This is a genomic window from Raskinella chloraquaticus (SeqCode), assembly GCF_021731865.1.
GTDB lineage: Bacteria > Pseudomonadota > Alphaproteobacteria > Rhizobiales > UBA4765 > Raskinella > Raskinella chloraquaticus.
Genome location: NZ_JAKFWN010000016.1, coordinates 181,594 through 199,788, shown reverse-complemented (window position 1 = coordinate 199,788; position 18,195 = coordinate 181,594). Strand labels below are relative to the sequence as shown.

Here is an 18,195-nt window from a genome sequence, read left to right as displayed (position 1 = left end):
CCGGCATAGAAGACACTGCCTTGCTACTCGCCATCACCGGGCCCCGGCCATCAATTTCTCGGCATGAGCGCGGGCTTCGTCCGTCACCGATGAGCCAGACAGCATGCGGGCGATTTCCTCACGCCGCGCCTGATCATCAAGCTGCGCCACGCGCGTCGCCGTCTGGCCCTTGGTTGCGGCCTTGCTGATGAGATAATGGCGGTCGGCACAGGCCGCCACCTGCGGCGCATGTGTGACCGTCAGCACCTGGACCCCGCCGGCAAGGCGCGCCAGACGCTCGCCGATCGCCGCCGATACGGCGCCACCAACCCCGCTGTCGATTTCATCAAACACCAGCGTTGGTGCCGAACCACTGTCAGCCAGCACCACTTTGAGCGCGAGCATGAAGCGCGACAACTCGCCGCCGGACGCTACCTTCATCAGCGGCCCCGCATGGGTACCAGGATTGGTCTGCACCCAGAACGCCACCTGATCGATACCGTCCGCCGACGGGTTGTCGGTATGGCTCTCGAGCCGGGTGAGGAAACGCGCTTCGCCAAGCTTGAGTGGCGCCAGCTCGCTTTTCACCGCTTTGTCGAGGCGCGCCGCCGCCGCATTTCGCGCTTTTGACAGGGTTGCGGCGGCTTGCCGATAATCCTCGCTGGCAGCCTGCGCCGCCGCGCTCAGACGCGTGACATCCCGCTCGCCCTCATCGAGATGGCGCAACTGCTCGGCAAAGCGTGCCGCCTGCGCCGGCAGGGCGCTGATGGGTACATTATATTTGCGCGCCGCCGCCCTGAGCGCGAAGAGACGCTCTTCGGTGCGCTCAAGATCCTTGGGGTCGAATTCGCTGGCGCGGATCGCCTGATCAAGAGCGCTGCGCGCTTCCTCCAGCTGATCAAGCGCGCTGCCAAGGGCGCTGGTCACCGGACCAAGGATGACCGGCATTGTCTCCTGGCGCCGCTCCATGCGGCGCAACAAAGCCAGAATCAGCGGCAGCGGCGAGGACGCACCATCGAGCGTGTCAAAGGCTTCGCGGACGTCAGCAGAAATCTTTTCAGCCGCCATCATCGTCTGCCGTCGCGCCGCCAGGCGTGATTCCTCATCTTCTTCCGGATTGAGGAGCGACAATTCCTCATGCGCATGGCGCAGATAGTCCGCTTCGCTGCGGATCGCCGCCAGGCGGCGCTGCGCCTCGTTGAGCGCCTCGATCGCGTTCTGCCATGCCGACCACAGCTTGCGAACAAGGCGGGCGTGAGCCTGCAGGCCGCCAAAGGCGTCGAGGAGTGCCCGGTGTGAGGCTGGATCAACCAGGGCCCGATCATCATGCTGACCGTGGATTTCAACCAGCAGCGCCCCAAGCGCGCGCAGGATGTTCACTGACACCGGCGCGTCGTTCACGAAGCCTCGCGTGCGCCCGTCGCCTGCCTGCACGCGGCGCAGGATGATCGCCTCGCCATCGCTGTCAACGTCAGCCTCGCGCAGCAGCGCGCGCGCCGGATGATCACTCGCAATATCGAAAACAGCAATCACCTGCCCCTGGGACGCCCCCTTGCGCACCAGCCCCGCATCGCCGCGCCCGCCGAGCGCCAGCGCCAGCGCGTCAAGCAGGATCGACTTGCCCGCGCCGGTCTCACCCGTCAGCGCCGACAGCCCGCTCTCGAAGGTCAGATCGAGGCGGTCGATGAGGATGATATCGCGAATCGAAAGGGCCGTCAGCATGGCCCTGATCTTAGCCTGTGATGCTCTTCAGCGCCCGGGTGATCCAAGAATCGGTCTTGTCCTGCGGCGCCAGGCCATCCTTTGACAAAAGCCCGAAGGCGTCACGGTACCATTCGCTCTCGGGGTAGTTGTGGCCAAGCACACTGGCCGCCGCCTGGGCTTCATCGACAATGCCAAGGGCCAGATAGCATTCAACGAGACGATAAAGCGCTTCTTCAATATGACGCGTCGTCTGGAATTGCTGGACGACCGATTTGAAGCGACCGGCGGCAGCGCCGTAGGATTTCTGCTTCAGATAAAATCGGCCGATCTCCATTTCCCGGCCGCCCAGCTGATCGCGGGCGACCAGCATGCGTTGCTCGGCGGCGCGCGCATACTCGGTACCGGGATAGCGTTGCACCAGTTCGCGCAAGGCTTGCAGGGCACGCTCGGAGCCGCCCTGATCGCGCGCAACATCGGGGATCTGCCGGTAATAGGAATCCCCCAGCAGGAACTTCGCATAAGGAGCATCTTCCGAGCCAGGGTGGAGGGCAAGATAGCGATCCGCTGCTCCTGCTGCATTGTCATATTCGCCGGACCGATACTGCGCGTAGGCAATCAGGAGCAATGATTTCTTGGCCCATTCCGAATAGGGATGAGCGCGATCCACCTCTTCAAAGCGCAGAGACGCCGCCCGGAAGCGGTTCTGGTTGAGCAGAACCAGCCCTTCGTTGAACAGACGCCCGGCCGGGATATCCTCCTTCGCCTGCTCGTCCTTCTTGCTGAAAAAACGCGTGATGCCACTGAACACACCATTATCTTCCGGCGGCGGCGCGGCGGCAGAAGTCTGCGGCGGCGCAGCCGAGGGCTGCGGCGCCGGCTCGTCTCTCTTCTTGAAAATATTGGTAATGGCGCTGAACGGGTTGGTGTCCTCGGCCGGTTCGGCGGCTGATGCGGTCGCGCGCGGCGCCTGATCGCGCTCGCCCAGACCAAGGCCCGCGCAGCCGCCAAGCACCGATACCACAGCGCCGACACACAGCATCGTCGCCAACCTGCCGAGAATAAGTGCGCGTGCCGTCATGCTTTCCCCGTCCACCATCGTGCCGAAGCATAAGGTTGATGACATATCGTCTTGATCTGATCCCGCCCTTATTACTTGATCAGGCGGAAAACGCCAAGCTTGCCAGCAATCACTGTTAACAGCGCGACTGGCAGGGTAAAATAAAAGCAGAAAAATGCGGCGCCAAAGCGGCGGCCCGCTTTAACGGCCCTCGGGGGCGTAGGCGATCTGCGCTCCGACCCGATCAACCGACACCACGCGCGAGCGTCGCGATGCAGGAGCCCGCTCGGCTGCGATCTCAACCACGTCATAATGGGACGGATCGGCCAGCAGAGCAGCAACCACTTGCGCGTTCAGCTTGTGACCGCCGCGTGATGAGCGATAAAGCCCCAGAAGAGGCATACCGATCAATGCCAGATCACCAACTGCGTCCAGTGCCTTGTGACGCACGAATTCATCGTGAAAGCGCAGGCCGTCCTTGTTCAGAATTTTACCCTCGCCAATCACCACCGTATTGTCGAGCGAGGCGCCGCGCGCATAGCCCGCCGCACGCAGCTTTTCCACATCGCGATAAAAGCCGAACGTACGGGCTGACGCCAATTCCCTGGAAAATTTGTCCGCCGTGACGTCGACAACAACGCGCTGATGGCCGATTTCGGCGTCAGGGTAGACAATCTCTACATCCACCGTGAAGCGGTCATGCGGCAGAATTTCACCAAATTGCTGGCCGTTTTCAACCCGCACTGCCTGCTTTACGCGCAGATAACGCCGCGGCGCTTCCTGTCGTTCAATGCCAACCTTGGCAATCGCTTCTGCAAACGGCTTGGCCGACCCGTCAAGGATCGGCACTTCCGGCCCGTCAATCGCGATCAGCGCGTTATCGATGCCCAGCCCATAGAGAGCGGCCATCACGTGCTCTATCGTCGACACCGCAGCACCCGACCTGTCGCCGATGACAGTCGCCAGTTCAGTCGTTGCCGTCAGATGATGGCGGGCGGGAATCGCATTAGCCTTACCTGCCGGCAAATCGCTGCGGACAAAGACAATGCCGCTATCGCGCTCGGCAGGGAAAATAGACAGGATGGCTGGCAATCCCCGATGAACGCCCACGCCGCTGACAGATACGCAATCTGCGATTGTGTGCTGCCAGCGATGTCGACTGCCTACCATCCAAAATCCCTGCCATTTCCAGCGCGCCGACCCGAAAGCCCCCAGACGCGCCGCTCATTCACCGGCGGACCATAGTCACACCATGGAACTGCCACAAATGACGCTTTGTTGCGTTTTGTTACCTCTTTGCAAAGCATGAAAAAGCAATTGTTCGAGGTGTTGGTCAGCCCCCCTTCCGGCGTAAAAATGCTGGAATTTCAAGCTGATCCTCTTCAGACAGGCGCTGCGAGGGGCGCAAGGCCGGCGCTTCGCGCTGCGCACGACGTGCGGCCGGCAGGGGGGCGTAATCTGCCGCCATGGGCGCGGTGTGGTGCGCAGGAGCCTGAAGCTCGCTTTCATCCTCGCGCTTGCGCGCGAATCCACCGAGCGCCGCCAGGCGATGCATCAGACCACCCCGCTTGTCAGCGTCCGCCCCCTCGGGCGCCTGCGCCGCCCGGATCTGCTCCTGGGCGATGGGCGGCAACTCATCAATGCTGGGCATGCGTGGCGGGCGGCGCTCCGGCATCTCCGGCACCGGCGGAATGAAGGCTTCGAGTGCGAACTCGTCTGCCATCGGCTCTGGCTGGGTCAACGTCAATTGCGGCGTTGGCGGCAGAACCTGACGGATGGTGATGTCGTTGTCGAAGGTCTGCGCTGGCGGCTGTTGCACGGGCTGGCTCTGAACCGGCTCGCTATAGCTGGGCTGCGGCGTCGCGACGGCAACCGGCGCGGGCTGAGGCGCTGTCGCAACCGGCGTCACGATCGGGCGGGTCCAGACTTTCGCTGACGTCGTGCGCGTATCAATCATCGGTGCCGCTTCCAGCGCCGCAGCATCAATGCCGGTGGCGACAACGGACACGCGGATGATGCCTTCGAGCGCATCGTCATAGGTGGCACCGACGATGATGTTGGCATCACCATCGACCTGTTCGCGGATGAGCGTCGCCGCCTCATCAAGTTCAAACAGTGTCATATCGCGCCCGCCGGTGACCGAAATCAGCAGGCCGCGGGCGCCGCGCATCGACACGTCATCAAGCAGGGGATTGGAAATTGCGGCTTCGGCAGCGCGCTGGGCGCGCGCTTCGCCCGAGGCCTCACCCGTGCCCATCATCGCCTTGCCCATTTCGCGCATGACCGAGCGCACATCGGCAAAATCGAGATTGATGAGGCCTTCCTTGACCATCAGGTCGGTGATGCAGGCAACGCCCGAATACAGTACCTGATCGGCCATCGCGAAGGCGTCGGCGAAGGTTGTCTTGTCATTGGCAACGCGGAAGAGGTTCTGATTGGGAATGACCAGCAGCGTATCGACGTGATCCTGGAGGGAGAGGATACCCTCCTCGGCGCGGCGCATGCGTTTGATGCCCTCGAAATGGAATGGTTTCGTCACCACGCCAACCGTCAGAATGCCCATATCCTTGGCCATGCGGGCGATGACGGGCGCAGCCCCCGTGCCCGTGCCGCCACCCATGCCGGCGGTGATGAAGACCATGTGCGAGCCTGAGAGGTGGTCGCTGATTTCAGCAGCGCTTTCCTCGGCAGCCGCCCGGCCGACTTCGGGATGCGATCCAGCACCCAGCCCCTCGGTGACATGCGTACCCATCTGAATAACGCGGGGCGCCCGCGAATTACGCAGCGCCTGGGCGTCCGTATTGGCTACAACAAAATCGACGCCCTGAAGACCGGCGGAGATCATGTTGTTGACGGCATTGCCGCCCGCACCGCCGACACCCAGTACCATGAGCCGAGGGCGCAATTCACCGACATCGGGCAGTTGAAGATTGATGGTCATGTTCTCTCCGCCTTTCCGCTGTGCTTTCGTTCACAGCGGTGTTGTTAGAAACTATCCTTGAACCACGCACCCATACGGGCGAAATACCCCCCCGTCCCCGTTTGCAAACTGCGCGAACGACGGGAGTCGAATTGTTCGATGCGAGCGACTTGCGGGTAGATCGCAAGCCCGGCAACAACGCTGAAACACGGCCGTCTTGCCGTCTCCGGCAGGCTGTCGATGCCCAGCGGGCGGCCGATACGGATCTGCTTGCCGAAAATGCGACGAGCGACCTCGGTGAGACCCGACAGCTCGCTCGCACCGCCCGTCAGCACGATGCAGCGGCCAGCTGTCTGATGATGGCCCGACGCGATGAGGCGCTCACGCACCAGTTCGAGCGTTTCCTCAATACGCGGGCGGATGATGGCAACCAGTTGCGCACGCGATATCTGCCCGGCGGCCTCATCATCCTCGCCCGTATGCGGAAAGCTCAGCAGCTCCCGATCATCCGAGGGACAGGGCAACGGCGAGCCATGCAGCGTCTTCAAGCGTTCTGCATAGCCAAGCGGCGTCGACAGAACTTGAGCGATATCATTGGTGACGTGATTGCCGCCAACTGGAATGACATCAGCATGAACAAAGCGTCCATGGCGCATGACGGCAAGCGACGTCGTGCCGCCACCCATGTCGATCACCGCCGCCCCAAGCTCCATTTCATCGGCGACCAGCGCCGACAGGGCTGCAGCATATGGCGAGGCGACAACGGCATCGACATGCAGATGGCAGCGCTCGACGCTTATAATGACGTTGCGATAGGCCGCCGTTTCGGCGGTGACGACATGCATATCAACGCCAAGTTCGCCACCTACCATGCCCCGTGGATCGAGGATGCCGGCAGTATGATCGAGCGCATAGGCAATGGGGAGCGCGTGGATGACGTTGCGCCCTTCGCTGATCGACTGCGCCGCGCCCACCTTGAGAACGCGGTGTATGTCGGCATCCTCCACCTCATGGCCACCGATCGCGACCGACGCGGCGTAGGATTCAGACATCATGCGCCCGGCCGACAGATTGACGATGACGCTTTCAACCGTCAGCCCGCTCATGCGCTCGGCCGCGTCGACCGCCATGCGGATTGATTGCTCGGCAGCATCAAGATCAACGATCGCGCCGTTCTTGACACCCAGCGCGCGATGCTGCCCGAAACCCACCACCTCGACGCTGTGCGAGCGATGCGGATGATCGCCAACCGATTGATCGGGCGTGAGCCGCGCGATGATGCAGACAATCTTTGATGAGCCGATATCAAGCGCACTCACCATCATCGCCTTTCGTGGCGACAATGGCTTCAACCTCGATGTTTTTCCAAAATAGGACGCGCTACTCATATCGTCCTCGCACTCGGTTTGACTGGTGGGGGTGGGGAAGCGGGCGTTGCGCTGCGCGCGCGCGGCCGCAGGGCGTCACTTCGGATCTGCGCCGCCCGGTCGGTCAGGCGAACGATCACACGATTGGCCACCCGCAGATCGACTGCCGCGATGTCACGCTTGAGGAGGCCTGACTGTCCATCGATGCGAATGAGCGAGGCCAAGGCGTCCTGCACCCCTTCCTCGGGCAGCATGATGTCGACGCCATCGGCAAGCTTCAGCGTCCACCGCCGCTCAGCCACCAGCACCGCCGCCCGCACCTGCTGGCGCAACAGCGGATGAAGATCAAGCAATTGGCGAATTTCCACCACGCGCTTGTCGGCCCCCTCACCAACAACCACCGGCAGATTGGCGAACCGCTCATCCTCGTAGGCACCGATGATCCCGCCTTCGCGATCCACCAGATTGACGCGCCCGTCGCGCTGCCACAGGGCGAAGGGTTCGCGCTCGACAACCGCCACATCAATCGTGCCTGGCAACAGCACGCGGACAGATGCGGTTTTGATCCAGGGAATTTCCACCAGCTTGCGCCGCGCCTGCTCGGCGTCGAAGCCCAGCGTCGTCAGCAACGTGCTGTTAAGGCCGATGCGCTCGAAAAGCTCCGGCACCGTCAATTGATGGGCGCCGGTGACGCGGACCTCGCTGACGCGAAAGCCTATGCTGCGCAAGCCCGCCGCGACCGCCAGAGCGGCTTTATCCTTCGTCGTGCCGACATGGCCACCCATGACGAAGCCTGTCGTAACGGTGGCAATCATCAGCGCGATCGTTGCCATCAGGCCGAGCCGATGGATCGACGTGCGCCCGAGGACGGGGAGTATGAAGCTGTAGCTATGTGGCGCGCCGAAACGCTGGCGGTCCGGCGCGAGCGGCAGCGCATGACGGCGGGAACGCTTGCGCGCTTTGCCCTCTGCCGCTCCGCTACCCACAGCCGTGCCGCTCAACGCTCGCAAGATGCGTCCTCCACCATCCAGCGCATGAGGTCGGGAAAAGAGATGCCGGCATAAGCCGCCAGATCAGGAACGAGCGACGTTCGCGTCATTCCCGGCTGGGTGTTGACCTCAAGGCAGATCAACACACCCTCCCCGCTGCGCTCATCGTAACGAAAATCGCTTCGCGTCACGCCACGGCACCCCAGGGCCCGATGCGCTGTCAGACTCAGTTTTTGTACATCTTGGTAAATTTTTGGTTTAATCCGCGCCGGAAGAATATGGCGCGACCCGCCTTCGGCGTATTTCGCCTCGTAGTCATAAAAACCATTGTCCTGAACGATCTCAATGACATCAAGCGCGCGATCCCCCATCACCGCGCAGGTCAGCTCCATGCCGGGGATAAACGGCTCGGCGAGGAGTGTTTCGCCGTACTGCCATTGCGCAGAGGACAATTCCTGCGGCGGATACTCCATATCGGCGCGGATAATGAACACGCCAATCGACGAGCCGCCATCATTGGGTTTCAGCACATAGGGACGCGGCAGGGCGTGGGCGATAGCAGCCTCCCTGCGCGCGATCACGCGCCCGCCCGCAACCGGCACACCGGCTGCCGCCAGCACCGCTTTCGCCATCGCCTTGTTCATGGCGAGCGACGAGGCGAGAACACCGGAATGCGTGTAGGGAATTTTCAGGATTTCGAGGAGGCCCTGAACCGTGCCGTCTTCACCAAATTTGCCATGAAGGGCCAAAAACACGACGTCAGGTTTTAACGCCAGAAGCGCCGGACCGAGATTCTGTATAACCTCGACCGTGACGTCGAGTTCACTGACCCGAAACCCGGCCTGCCTTAACGCATCGGCGCATTCCTTGCCCGAGTGCAGCGAGACATCGCGCTCACCCGACACCCCGCCTTTCAGGACCACCACATGCTGTGGCATCGCCATGACGACCTCTCCGCGCACCGCTTGCGCCGTAGAGATCGGCCAAGCGTTAACGCATCCTTGCAGAAGGAGAGGAAACGAACCGTTAACAACACATCGAAAGCGTCTCTAAAGGAATCACCCTTTACGCGCCACCGCATGCTGGCTAAAGACGATGCCCGATCCGATGAAGGGCTGGGTCACCACGGTGAAAGCCCGCGCCTGATAATTGTAGCTGCCGATAGCGATAACCCCGCTCTGCCCTTCGGGGATCTGCGCCAGCGCCAGGTTCGTTGCTGCCGCCGTGATCGCCGTCGTGCCGTAGACGACATTGACAGTCCCGTATGAATTGTTGACCTGCCACAGATTAAGCGTGAGTTGCGACGTATTGAGAGCGGGTGCGATATTGGTCCTGGCGGCAATGTACTGGTTCATCTCCGCCTGGCAGTCACCAGCCGGCGAATCACTGCAATCGCCCCACGAAAGAGCAACCTGACCGACCATGATGTTGAGCTGGGAATTGGCTTCTATGCCGCCTGCCAATTCATAGGTCGCGCCCATGAGCAGGATCAGAACCGGCACAAGGATCGCAAATTCGACGGCAATACTGCCGCGTTCCTGCCGGGTAAATCTGCGTGCAAGCGCTCTGATCAATCTCATGGCCGCCTCAGGACAGCGCTGGCCGAGACGGTTGCAAAACTGCCAAGCCCGGGCGTGAAGACCGTCGCCGTCGTCTGCGTGCGCAGGACAAGCGGGGCGCCACTCGATCCGATGCCGATCGTGCCGTCGCTCAAGGCGACTGTTCCTGTCGATAATTCCTTCAACGTATTGAGTTCAACCTTGAGCGTCGTATCGCAGGCATATAGGTTGGCACTTTTGGCGCACAGCACCGAACGGATCGACGAAACCGTTGGCGGCGGCGTGAAGTTGGTTGTCAATATATTATCGGCCGCACTCAGCGTGGCGCCCTGCAGCGTCGCCTGTGTGAGGTAGATGAGGCCGACCTGCATGGTGCCAAGCAGCACCATGAAAAACGGCAGGGCGAGAAGTGCGAATTCGACCGCCGACGTGCCGCCTGCCTCGCTTGCGAACACGCGGAAGCGAGCGAAAAACGCCACCCGATTTAACAATCCCTGTAGCAATAATCGCAACACCATCACCCGCCTGTCCCTGCCCAACGGAAAAAGTATGCGCCATCAGGGTCAATCATTGGTAAAGGCGAGTGCGCTCACACCTTATTGCGGAACTGCCAGCTTCGTCTGATTAGTCGGCCCGCCGGAACAGGCGACCGCGCAGATCCGCACATCGTCGACGTTCGCGCCATAGCCTTCGCCAACGCCCTCTGCACGCATCGTGAACCAGTAGAACCCCGGCTTCGAGATGACGAAGGTGATGTAGCGTTGCACCCAGCCATTCGCAAACATACAGACATCCAGCGGATTGGTCGGGCGCGTGCTGCCAGCCGTTGTCAGATCGCTGTCGAGGTAGACCCCGATCTGGCTGGAGTTATAATCATAGGTCCCTGTTGGTGCCGAATAGGTGGTTGCGGTTACCGCTGCGGTTCCGGTTGGATAACCTGACTGCGCCGCTGCGGCGGTCGAGCCGCAGAAGGTGCCGGTAAGCGCAAACCGGACGCGTGGCTTATACCAATAGGCGAGTTGATAAGTGCCTTCCGAGAACAGAAATCGCCGCGAGATTGCCCGATTGGACGGGCCGGGCGACAGTGTGGTTGTCGACGTGCCACTGTAATTGATGTCAGTGTCGAGTTCGAGATATTGCCGTCCCTGCGGAGCGTCACTATTGGTAAAGATCTGGACGGAATCATAGGGCGTGGTGGTCCAGCCATTGGCGGCAATCGTCGTCTGGAAATAGGGCGATACCGTTGTGTAGGGCTGCTCGAAATCATCCGCGAACACCACATGGGCTGGTGTTTCCATCGGCGATAATTGCCGATTTCCATTGCAAGCCACAAAGCAAAGACGAATATTGTCGATCTGCCCGCCCTCATAGGCAGCATTAGCTCCCTGCGCAGCAAAGGTCACCCAGTAATTGCCAGCCGCGGCTACCGTAATCGTCGCGCTGCGCTCCACCCATGATTTAGCATAGATGCACACATCTACAAGATCGGCTGGCCGCCAGGTCTTGCTCGTCGGATTATTGGCAGCGGTGAGATTATCAGCAGCAAAATTGGGAGCGTCGGCGCTGAAATATACTCCAATGCGACTCTTATCCTCACTTGCCCAGCTTACATTGGCTGCCATATGAGAACAGATCGGCAATGGGTCGTTATTGAATGTATTCGTCCCAAGCGTGGTCGTACCGTAATAGGTCGGCACCGGGATATAAGGTCCGCCAACATAGAAATAGCGCAGCTCATAGGTGCCCGGCGCCAGATACACCTTCTTCGAAATGGCGCCATTATAGTCGGGCGTCAATTCACCGACATGGGTTCCTTCCGGCGGGGCAATCTTGTAGCCATCGCTGATTTCAAGCTCACCCGTACCACCCGACGTCATCCACCCGTTATAGCTGCTCACATATCGAAAACAGCCGGGTCCGCATTCTCGTGTCACTGCATCCGCAGCCGGAGGCGTCTCGAACGTCTCCTGCAAAACAACCGTGCCGGCGACCAATGGCGGCGTTGCGTAGCATTGCTGGCTTACTGCCACGTTGAGCGAGGGAATGGAGAACAGGCCAAGAAAGGAGGTCGGCACGTCATACGAGGCGGCCATCGTCCCCGGCCCATTGACGGTCGAGTTAAAACTGGAAGCGATTGAGTTTACAGGAACGTTTTGCTGCGACAGATTGGCATCGAAGAAGGATTTGACCGCCTGCTGCCCGGTCGTCGTATTGGCAAGCGTCGATGTGCGTCGCGCGTATTGACAGGCCAGCGAAGCAGATTGCCAGAGCTTTTGCTTGGCCAATTGCTGCTGGCCAAAATCGATGGCCGCTCCCGCAAATCCGACAATGACGACGAGCGCCAGCCCGAACACGGGGGCGAGTGCTCCACTCCTTTGACGCAAGAACGCGCCGACAGAAGGGGAACTGCCGAGAAAAACAAATAGTTTGAGCGCGTTACGCATTTTTTCCCTAGCACATTCGGATCAACATCCTCGAATGCTAGGACAAAGACATGCAGATTCCGTAAAAATTGGTACTTCTTGATAGGTTAAAAAAAATCTAACTATTTTAAGGATTGACCGTCCCTGAACTCCCCTATCCGCTTGATCTCCCATTCTAATTTTATACCGCTCTGGGCAAACACGCGCGCCCGCACCGTCTCGCCCAGGCTCTCGATATCGAAGGCGGTCGCGCCTTCATCGTTAATGACAAAATTGGTGTGCAGCTGCGACATATGTGCGCCACCTGAACGAAAGCCGCGCAAGCCCGCTTCATCGATCAGCTTCCACGCGGAATATCCCGGCGGGTTCTTGAAGGTCGAGCCGCCGGTGCGGGTCTTGACCGGCTGGGTACTGGCGCGCACGGCCTCGATCTCGCTGATCGCTGCCCGCTCGCCGGCGATGGTGGATGCGGTCGTGGCAAACACCGCCGACGTGTAAATGAGGTCAATTGCAGGCTCTGATCGGCGGTAGCTGAAATTCATCTCAAGGCTCGTCAGGTCGTGCAGCTCGCCGGAACGGGTAAGCCCCCGCGCCCTCATCAAGACTTGGCCGGTTTCAACGCCATGCGCCCCTGCGTTCATGGAAAGGGCGCCGCCGACCGAGCCGGGAATACCGGCAAAAAAGGCCAGGCCACCACGCCCGGCCTCGGCCGCCATTTTCGCCACCCGCATGTCGAGCGCTGCCGCGCCTGCCGACAGGGCACCGTCAGGGGCAATATCGATCGAGCCAAACGCCTTGCCGCCCAGCCGGATGACCACGCCGGCGATACCGCCATCGCGCACCAGCAGATTGGAACCGACGCCGACGATGGTGAGCGGCACGTCCAGGGAGCAGCGGCTCAGAAAAAGCGCCAGATCATCCTCATCCACCGGGCTGAACAGCACTTCCGCCGGTCCACCGACGCGAAACCAGGTGAGATCCGACATCGCCGCGTTGGCAACCAGCCGGCCGCGCAGGCCGGGCATGGCTGAGCTTAGCTCCAGAGCCAGCCTGTCACCAAAGGCGCCCATCGTCAGACAGCGCCGCCAAGCTTGCCCAGTTCACCTGGCAGCGCATAGGCCCATTGGGTGATTGATCCGGCACCAAGACAGATGACGTAATCACCCTCCTTGGCAATTCCGCCCACCAATGAGGCAAGCTGTGGCGGCCCCTCGAGCGCCATCACCGAGCGGTGTCCGCGCGCCTTGATGCCGGCCACCAGCGCGTCACGGCTGGCGCCCTCGATCGGCAACTCGCCGGCAGCATAGACATCCGCCACGATCACGCTGTCGGCATCGTTGAAGCACGTACAGAAATCATTGAAAAGCGCCGATAGCCGCGTAAAGCGATGCGGCTGCACGATGGCGATGACCTGGCCTTTGGTCGATTCACGCGCAGCCTTCAGCACAGCTGCAATCTCGACTGGATGATGGCCGTAATCGTCGAAGATCGAAACGCCGTTCCAGTCACCCGTTTTGGTGAAGCGCCGCTTGACGCCACCAAAGCCCGCAAGCGCTTTGCGGATGGTGGGCGGATCGATGCCAAGCTCGCGCGCGGTGGCGATCGCCGCCGTGGCGTTGAGCGCGTTATGGCGCCCCGGCATCGGCAAAACGAGGCCGTCGATCCGCTCCGCCATACCGCCTGCCGGATTACGGATGAGCACCGCGAACTTCACCTGCCCGCCGCTGAGATCGACATCAACGAGCCTGACATCGGCCTGCGGGTTTTCGCCGTAAGTGATGACGCGGCGATCCTCGATATGGCCGACCATGTCATGGACCACCGGATGATCGGTGCACATCACCGAGAAGCCGTAGAACGGCACGGTCTCGACGAACTGGCGGAAAGCTGCCTTGATGGCATCGAAATCGCGGTAATAATCAAGATGCTCGGGATCGATATTGGTGACGATGGCGACATCGGCCGGCAATTTCAGGAAGGAGCCATCCGATTCATCCGCCTCCACCACCATCCACCGCCCGGCACCCAGGCGCGCATTGGTCCCCAGCGCATTGATGATGCCGCCATTGACAATCGTCGGGTCAAAGCCACCGCCATCCAGCAGCGTCGAGACCATCGATGTCGTCGTCGTCTTGCCATGGGTGCCGGCAATCGCAATGCAGGATTTGAGCCGCATCAGCTCAGCCAGCATCTCGGCGCGGCGCACCACTGGAATGCGGCGCTCGCGCGCGGCTGCAAGCTCGGGATTGTCGCGCTTGATGGCGGTCGACACCACCACCACCTGCGCCTCTTTCAGATGATCGCGCGAATGACCGATATGCACCTCAACGCCTAACGCCCGCAAGCGCTTGATCGTATAGCCCTCGGCGGCATCCGAACCCTGCACCCGGTAGCCGAGATTGGCCAGCACCTCGGCGATGCCGGACATGCCGATGCCGCCGATACCGACAAAATGAATGGGCCCGATATCGCGCGGAAATTTCATGTTGGTATCCATCATTGACGACGCTTAGCCGATACGCGCCGGTTGCGCTATATCCTGCACCAGCGCGGCAAGCCGCTCGACGGCATCCGCAATTCCGATACTTTTTGCCGCCTCCGCCATCTTGCTGAGGCGATTAGGCTCGTTGACGGCATTTTCAATATGTTCCGCCAGGCGTTCGGGCGTCAAACCACCCTGTTCGAGAACAATTGCGCCGCCGACACCTGCCAACGCCTGCGCATTGCGCAACTGGTCATTGTCGATGGCATGCGGCAACGGCACCAGAATCGACGGCCTGCCGATGACCGCAAGCTCCGCAACCGTCGAGGCTCCCGATCGTGCGATCACGAGATGGCTTTCGCCGATGCGCTGCGGCAAATTCTGAAAAAAGGAAGCAAGCTCGACGGTGACACCGATTGCATCGAAAGCGGCACGAAGACGGGGGATGTCTTCTTCGCGCGCCTGCTGGGTCAAGGACAGGCGCCGGCGTGTCTGCACTGACAGCGCAGCAAGCGCTGCCGGCATCAGGTCAGCAAAGATACGCGCACCCTGGCTGCCGCCAAAGACCAGCAGGCGGAAGGGGTCGTTGAGCGAGGGGTAGGCATGCTTTGCCGCCTCCGTGACAAGCGCACGCACCGGCACACCAACATGGCGCGCCTTTGCGGCAATCGCCCCATCGGCATAGACCGTCTTGGACCATGACAGGCCTACCGCCTGCACGCGCTCTGCCAGACGACGATTGGCCCGCCCCATCACCGCATTCTGCTCATGCAGGACGGCGGGTATGCCAAGCAGCGAGGCTGCAAAGAGCGGTGGAAAGCTTGGATATCCGCCAAAGCCGACCACCACCGCCGGTCTGATACGCCTGAGCACGAGAAGGGCTTTGAGGATGCCGCGTGCCAGTGTCAGGAACGTCGCTGCAACCGCCAGCGGGTTGCGCGCACGCAACGTCGCGGAGGGCACGATGTGGATGGTGCGCGCTGGAAAGCGGAAGCCGTAGCGATCACCGCGCTCGTCGGTTGCCAGATCAACCAGCCAGCCGCGCTGCGATAACGTCCCGGCCAGAGCCTCGGCCGGGAAGAGGTGACCACCCGTCCCGCCGGCGGCAAGCAGAACCGTCCGCGGCGTCTCGCTCATTGAGCGCCCGCGGGCGCCGGCATGGCGGCAGTCATCGTCGGGCGTTGCGTATGAAAATTGAGCGCGGATGCCCGCTGTCGGCTCAGCGCCAGCAATATCCCGCTCGAAAACGCCACTGCGATCAATGATGATCCGCCAAAGGAGATGAAGGGCAGCGTCATGCCCTTGGTCGGCATCATGTTGAGATTGACCGCAATATTGATCATCGACTGCACACCATAAAGCGCGGTGAGACCGGCAACCGCCAGACGTGGAAACGGGTCGTTCTGGCGGAAGGCATGCCAGAATCCGCGCATGACAATGGCGGCGATAAACACAACCAGCAGAAGACAGACGATGATGCCGTATTCTTCTCCTATTACGGCAAAGATGAAATCGGTATGGCTGTCGGGGATGGATCGTTTGATCGTTCCTTCGCCCGGTCCGACACCAAACCAGCCGCCGCGAATGATGCTTTCCTTGGCCTTGATGACCTGTAACCCGCTTTCGCCATCGAACCAGAAACTGTTCACGCGCTTTTGCACATGACCGATAAACAGATAGGCCGCAACCAGTCCTCCGGCTCCGGCCGAACCAAGCAGGACCATCCACAACCAGGGCATGGAGGCTATGAAAAACATCAGGCTCCACACCGCGACGACCAGCATCGTCTGGCCAACATCGGGCTGGCGCACCAGCAGCGTCACCACAACGGCAAGGAGGCCGAAAGCGAAGAGATTTCCCGGCATGTCAGGCCGCTTCAACCCTTCACCAAGCAGCCAGGCGCAGACGACAATGAAAGGCGGCTTGACGAATTCCGAAGGCTGGATGGAGAAACCGGCAAACCGCAGCCAGCGCCGCGACCCCTTGTTCTCGACGCCGATGAACTGCGTCAGGAACAGCGCCAGCACAGAAATGACCAGCAGCAGGAGGCAAACGCGGCGCGCATCGCGCGGTGACAGGAGAGACGTGGCGATGAGCACGATCACCGCCGGTATGACGTAGAAGAGATGACGCTCGATGAAGTGATAGACCGGCAATCCTTCTCGTGCCGCAGCCCCGGGGCTGGCGGCAAACGACATCACCACCCCACCGCCGATCAGCACCAGAAAGGCCAGCAACAGAAGACGATCAACCGTCCACCACCACTCGCTGAACGCCGACTTCTCTGCCCGCGATACCATGCCGCCTCTCCCTAGCAGGCGCACGCCTTAGGGCAGCGCTGCGACCAGTGCCGTAAACGCCTCCCCCCGTACCTCGAAATTGGCAAACTGGTCGAAGGAGGCGCAGGCAGGCGACAGCAGCACCACCGGTTCGCTCGCATCATCCTGCTGGGCTGCCGCTGCCGCCTGGCGCAACGCTTCCTCAAGCGTTCCGCAAAGGCTGGTCGCCACATGCCCGGCAAGCGTTGCTGCAAATGAGGGAGCTGCATCGCCGATGAGATAAGCATGACGTATTTTGGCAAACAGAGTCTTTAAATCGGCGATGCCACCCGCTTTCGCAACCCCGCCCGCAATCCAGTGGATATGATCATAGCTGGCCAGCGCCTGGCGTGCCGCATCGGCATTCGTTGCTTTGGAATCGTTGACAAAAATAACTTTCCCGCGACGGCCAACAATCTGCATGCGGTGCGCGAGGCCGGGAAAGCTCATGAGCGCTGCGACGATTTTTTTGTCGTCGATGCCAAGGCTTGCCGCCGCTGCAAACGCCGCCGCCGCGTTCTGGGCATTATGCACGCCGCGTAACGTGTCGATACCGGCAAGATCGACGAGAACCGTTCCCGCCCCGCCGTGAGCCCGCATCAACCGGGTGCCGTCGAGGTAAATTCCGTCGGCCAGCGGTCGTTTCATCGACAGACGAACGACAATCTGCCCGCGCTGCTCAGCCCTGTCGGCAATGGCTGCGGAGGCATTGTCGTCAACCCCGACAATCGCCGTCCCCTCGGGTTCAACCGCAGCGATCAGCCGCTCTTTCACCGCCTCATAGCCCTCGAAGCTGCCGTGGCGGTCGATGTGATCGGGCGTCAGATTGAGGTGAATGCCAACCCGCGGCGAAAGCGCGGGTGTAAGGTCGATCTGGTAGGATGAGCACTCGATCACGTAATGACAGGCCGGTGTCAGAGGCTCAAGCGCCAGCACCGGCGTACCGATATTGCCGCCGATCGCGACCTGCCGGCCCGCCTGCCCGATGACATGGCCGATAAGTGCCGTTGTCGTTGACTTGCCATTCGTGCCCGTAATGGCAATGACCGGCGCCGGCGGCACATGCGCCTGCCGCTCGCCAAAGAAGAGATCGAGATCGCCGATGACCGGGATGCCGGCCGCGCGCGCGCGCTCAACGCTCCAATGCGGTTTGGGATGGGTGAGTGGAATGCCTGGTGCCAGCACCAGCGCCGAAAGGTCGGCCCATGACAGATTTTTGAGATCGCCGGTTGCAAGTCCTGCGGCCTGCGCCTCGGCCATGCGCGCCGGGCTGTCGTCGTAGCCGATAATATCCGCGCCGCCAGCATCAAGCGCCCGCGCTGCCGCCATGCCCGAGGCGCCGAGACCGACAATCGCCAGCCTTTGCCCGCGACGGGTGGTGAGCGCGATCAAACTCT

Annotated in this window: 15 protein-coding genes; all 15 read right to left on the bottom strand. The window is 61.2% G+C overall.

The features are described 5' to 3' along the window. Positions 1 to 33 precede the first annotated feature (33 nt). The 15 genes from recN to murD all read right to left on the bottom strand — a co-directional run bounded on the left by recN (position 34) and on the right by murD (position 18,190). Positions 34 to 1,701, bottom strand: a complete 1,668-nt coding sequence (gene recN, locus ACINK1_RS06670) for a DNA repair protein RecN (protein WP_376801393.1) — start codon at positions 1,699 to 1,701, stop codon at positions 34 to 36. 10 nt (positions 1,702 to 1,711) lie between these two features. Further along, positions 1,712 to 2,761 (bottom strand): outer membrane protein assembly factor BamD, encoded by a 1,050-nt coding sequence (locus ACINK1_RS06665; protein WP_376802962.1) that lies wholly within the window; start codon positions 2,759 to 2,761, stop codon positions 1,712 to 1,714. A 180-nt stretch (positions 2,762 to 2,941) separates the two neighbouring features. After that, positions 2,942 to 3,910 (bottom strand): UDP-3-O-acyl-N-acetylglucosamine deacetylase, encoded by a 969-nt coding sequence (gene lpxC, locus ACINK1_RS06660; RefSeq protein ID WP_376801395.1) that lies wholly within the window; start codon positions 3,908 to 3,910, stop codon positions 2,942 to 2,944. A 163-nt stretch (positions 3,911 to 4,073) separates the two neighbouring features. Continuing rightward, positions 4,074 to 5,681 (bottom strand): cell division protein FtsZ, encoded by a 1,608-nt coding sequence (ftsZ, locus tag ACINK1_RS06655; RefSeq protein WP_376801396.1) that lies wholly within the window; start codon positions 5,679 to 5,681, stop codon positions 4,074 to 4,076. A 44-nt stretch (positions 5,682 to 5,725) separates the two neighbouring features. Beyond that, positions 5,726 to 7,048, bottom strand: a complete 1,323-nt coding sequence (gene ftsA, locus ACINK1_RS06650) for a cell division protein FtsA (protein ID WP_376801397.1) — start codon at positions 7,046 to 7,048, stop codon at positions 5,726 to 5,728. Further along, positions 7,045 to 8,037: a cell division protein FtsQ/DivIB gene (locus ACINK1_RS06645; protein WP_376801398.1), complete on the bottom strand. Its 993-nt coding sequence runs from the start codon at positions 8,035 to 8,037 to the stop codon at positions 7,045 to 7,047. The genes ftsA and ACINK1_RS06645 overlap by 4 nt, the downstream gene beginning before the upstream one ends. Then, on the bottom strand, positions 8,025 to 8,954 hold the full coding sequence (locus ACINK1_RS06640) for a D-alanine--D-alanine ligase (RefSeq protein WP_376801524.1): 930 nt from the start codon (positions 8,952 to 8,954) through the stop codon (positions 8,025 to 8,027). Before ACINK1_RS06640 ends, ACINK1_RS06645 begins: the two co-directional genes overlap by 13 nt. A gap of 120 nt (positions 8,955 to 9,074) precedes the next feature. Beyond that, complete coding sequence (locus ACINK1_RS06635; RefSeq protein ID WP_376801399.1) at positions 9,075 to 9,596, bottom strand: TadE/TadG family type IV pilus assembly protein; 522 nt, start codon at positions 9,594 to 9,596, stop codon at positions 9,075 to 9,077. Continuing rightward, positions 9,593 to 10,054 (bottom strand): TadE/TadG family type IV pilus assembly protein, encoded by a 462-nt coding sequence (locus ACINK1_RS06630; RefSeq protein ID WP_376801400.1) that lies wholly within the window; start codon positions 10,052 to 10,054, stop codon positions 9,593 to 9,595. Before ACINK1_RS06630 ends, ACINK1_RS06635 begins: the two co-directional genes overlap by 4 nt. A 117-nt stretch (positions 10,055 to 10,171) precedes the next feature. Further along, positions 10,172 to 11,959, bottom strand: coding sequence for a TadE/TadG family type IV pilus assembly protein (locus ACINK1_RS06625; RefSeq protein ID WP_376801401.1), 1,788 nt, complete (start codon positions 11,957 to 11,959; stop codon positions 10,172 to 10,174). 161 nt (positions 11,960 to 12,120) lie between these two features. After that, the gene (gene murB / locus ACINK1_RS06620) at positions 12,121 to 13,068 is read right to left on the bottom strand and encodes a UDP-N-acetylmuramate dehydrogenase (protein WP_376801402.1); all 948 of its coding nucleotides are present in this window, start codon (positions 13,066 to 13,068) and stop codon (positions 12,121 to 12,123) included. A 2-nt stretch (positions 13,069 to 13,070) separates the two neighbouring features. After that, positions 13,071 to 14,483, bottom strand: coding sequence for a UDP-N-acetylmuramate--L-alanine ligase (gene murC / locus ACINK1_RS06615; RefSeq protein ID WP_376801403.1), 1,413 nt, complete (start codon positions 14,481 to 14,483; stop codon positions 13,071 to 13,073). 24 nt (positions 14,484 to 14,507) lie between these two features. Beyond that, positions 14,508 to 15,617, bottom strand: coding sequence for an undecaprenyldiphospho-muramoylpentapeptide beta-N-acetylglucosaminyltransferase (murG, locus tag ACINK1_RS06610; RefSeq protein ID WP_376801404.1), 1,110 nt, complete (start codon positions 15,615 to 15,617; stop codon positions 14,508 to 14,510). After that, positions 15,614 to 16,780 (bottom strand): FtsW/RodA/SpoVE family cell cycle protein, encoded by a 1,167-nt coding sequence (locus tag ACINK1_RS06605; RefSeq protein ID WP_376801405.1) that lies wholly within the window; start codon positions 16,778 to 16,780, stop codon positions 15,614 to 15,616. Before ACINK1_RS06605 ends, murG begins: the two co-directional genes overlap by 4 nt. 27 nt (positions 16,781 to 16,807) lie before the next feature. Continuing rightward, positions 16,808 to 18,190 (bottom strand): UDP-N-acetylmuramoyl-L-alanine--D-glutamate ligase, encoded by a 1,383-nt coding sequence (gene murD, locus ACINK1_RS06600; RefSeq protein ID WP_376801406.1) that lies wholly within the window; start codon positions 18,188 to 18,190, stop codon positions 16,808 to 16,810. Positions 18,191 to 18,195 lie beyond the last annotated feature (5 nt).

What these genes read in the sequence shown, in the direction of transcription:
- ACINK1_RS06665 (WP_376802962.1), bottom strand. Translation starts at nt 2,761, where the DNA reads ATGACGGCACGCGCACTTATTCTCGGCAGGTTGGCGACGATGCTGTGT.
- ACINK1_RS06605 (WP_376801405.1), bottom strand. Translation starts at nt 16,780, where the DNA reads ATGGTATCGCGGGCAGAGAAGTCGGCGTTCAGCGAGTGGTGGTGGACG.
- ftsA (WP_376801397.1), bottom strand. Translation starts at nt 7,048, where the DNA reads ATGAGTAGCGCGTCCTATTTTGGAAAAACATCGAGGTTGAAGCCATTG.
- ACINK1_RS06635 (WP_376801399.1), bottom strand. Translation starts at nt 9,596, where the DNA reads ATGAGATTGATCAGAGCGCTTGCACGCAGATTTACCCGGCAGGAACGC.
- ACINK1_RS06640 (WP_376801524.1), bottom strand. Translation starts at nt 8,954, where the DNA reads ATGCCACAGCATGTGGTGGTCCTGAAAGGCGGGGTGTCGGGTGAGCGC.
- murB (WP_376801402.1), bottom strand. Translation starts at nt 13,068, where the DNA reads ATGGGCGCCTTTGGTGACAGGCTGGCTCTGGAGCTAAGCTCAGCCATG.
- lpxC (WP_376801395.1), bottom strand. Translation starts at nt 3,910, where the DNA reads ATGGTAGGCAGTCGACATCGCTGGCAGCACACAATCGCAGATTGCGTA.
- recN (WP_376801393.1), bottom strand. Translation starts at nt 1,701, where the DNA reads ATGCTGACGGCCCTTTCGATTCGCGATATCATCCTCATCGACCGCCTC.
- ftsZ (WP_376801396.1), bottom strand. Translation starts at nt 5,681, where the DNA reads ATGACCATCAATCTTCAACTGCCCGATGTCGGTGAATTGCGCCCTCGG.
- murC (WP_376801403.1), bottom strand. Translation starts at nt 14,483, where the DNA reads ATGAAATTTCCGCGCGATATCGGGCCCATTCATTTTGTCGGTATCGGC.
- murG (WP_376801404.1), bottom strand. Translation starts at nt 15,617, where the DNA reads ATGAGCGAGACGCCGCGGACGGTTCTGCTTGCCGCCGGCGGGACGGGT.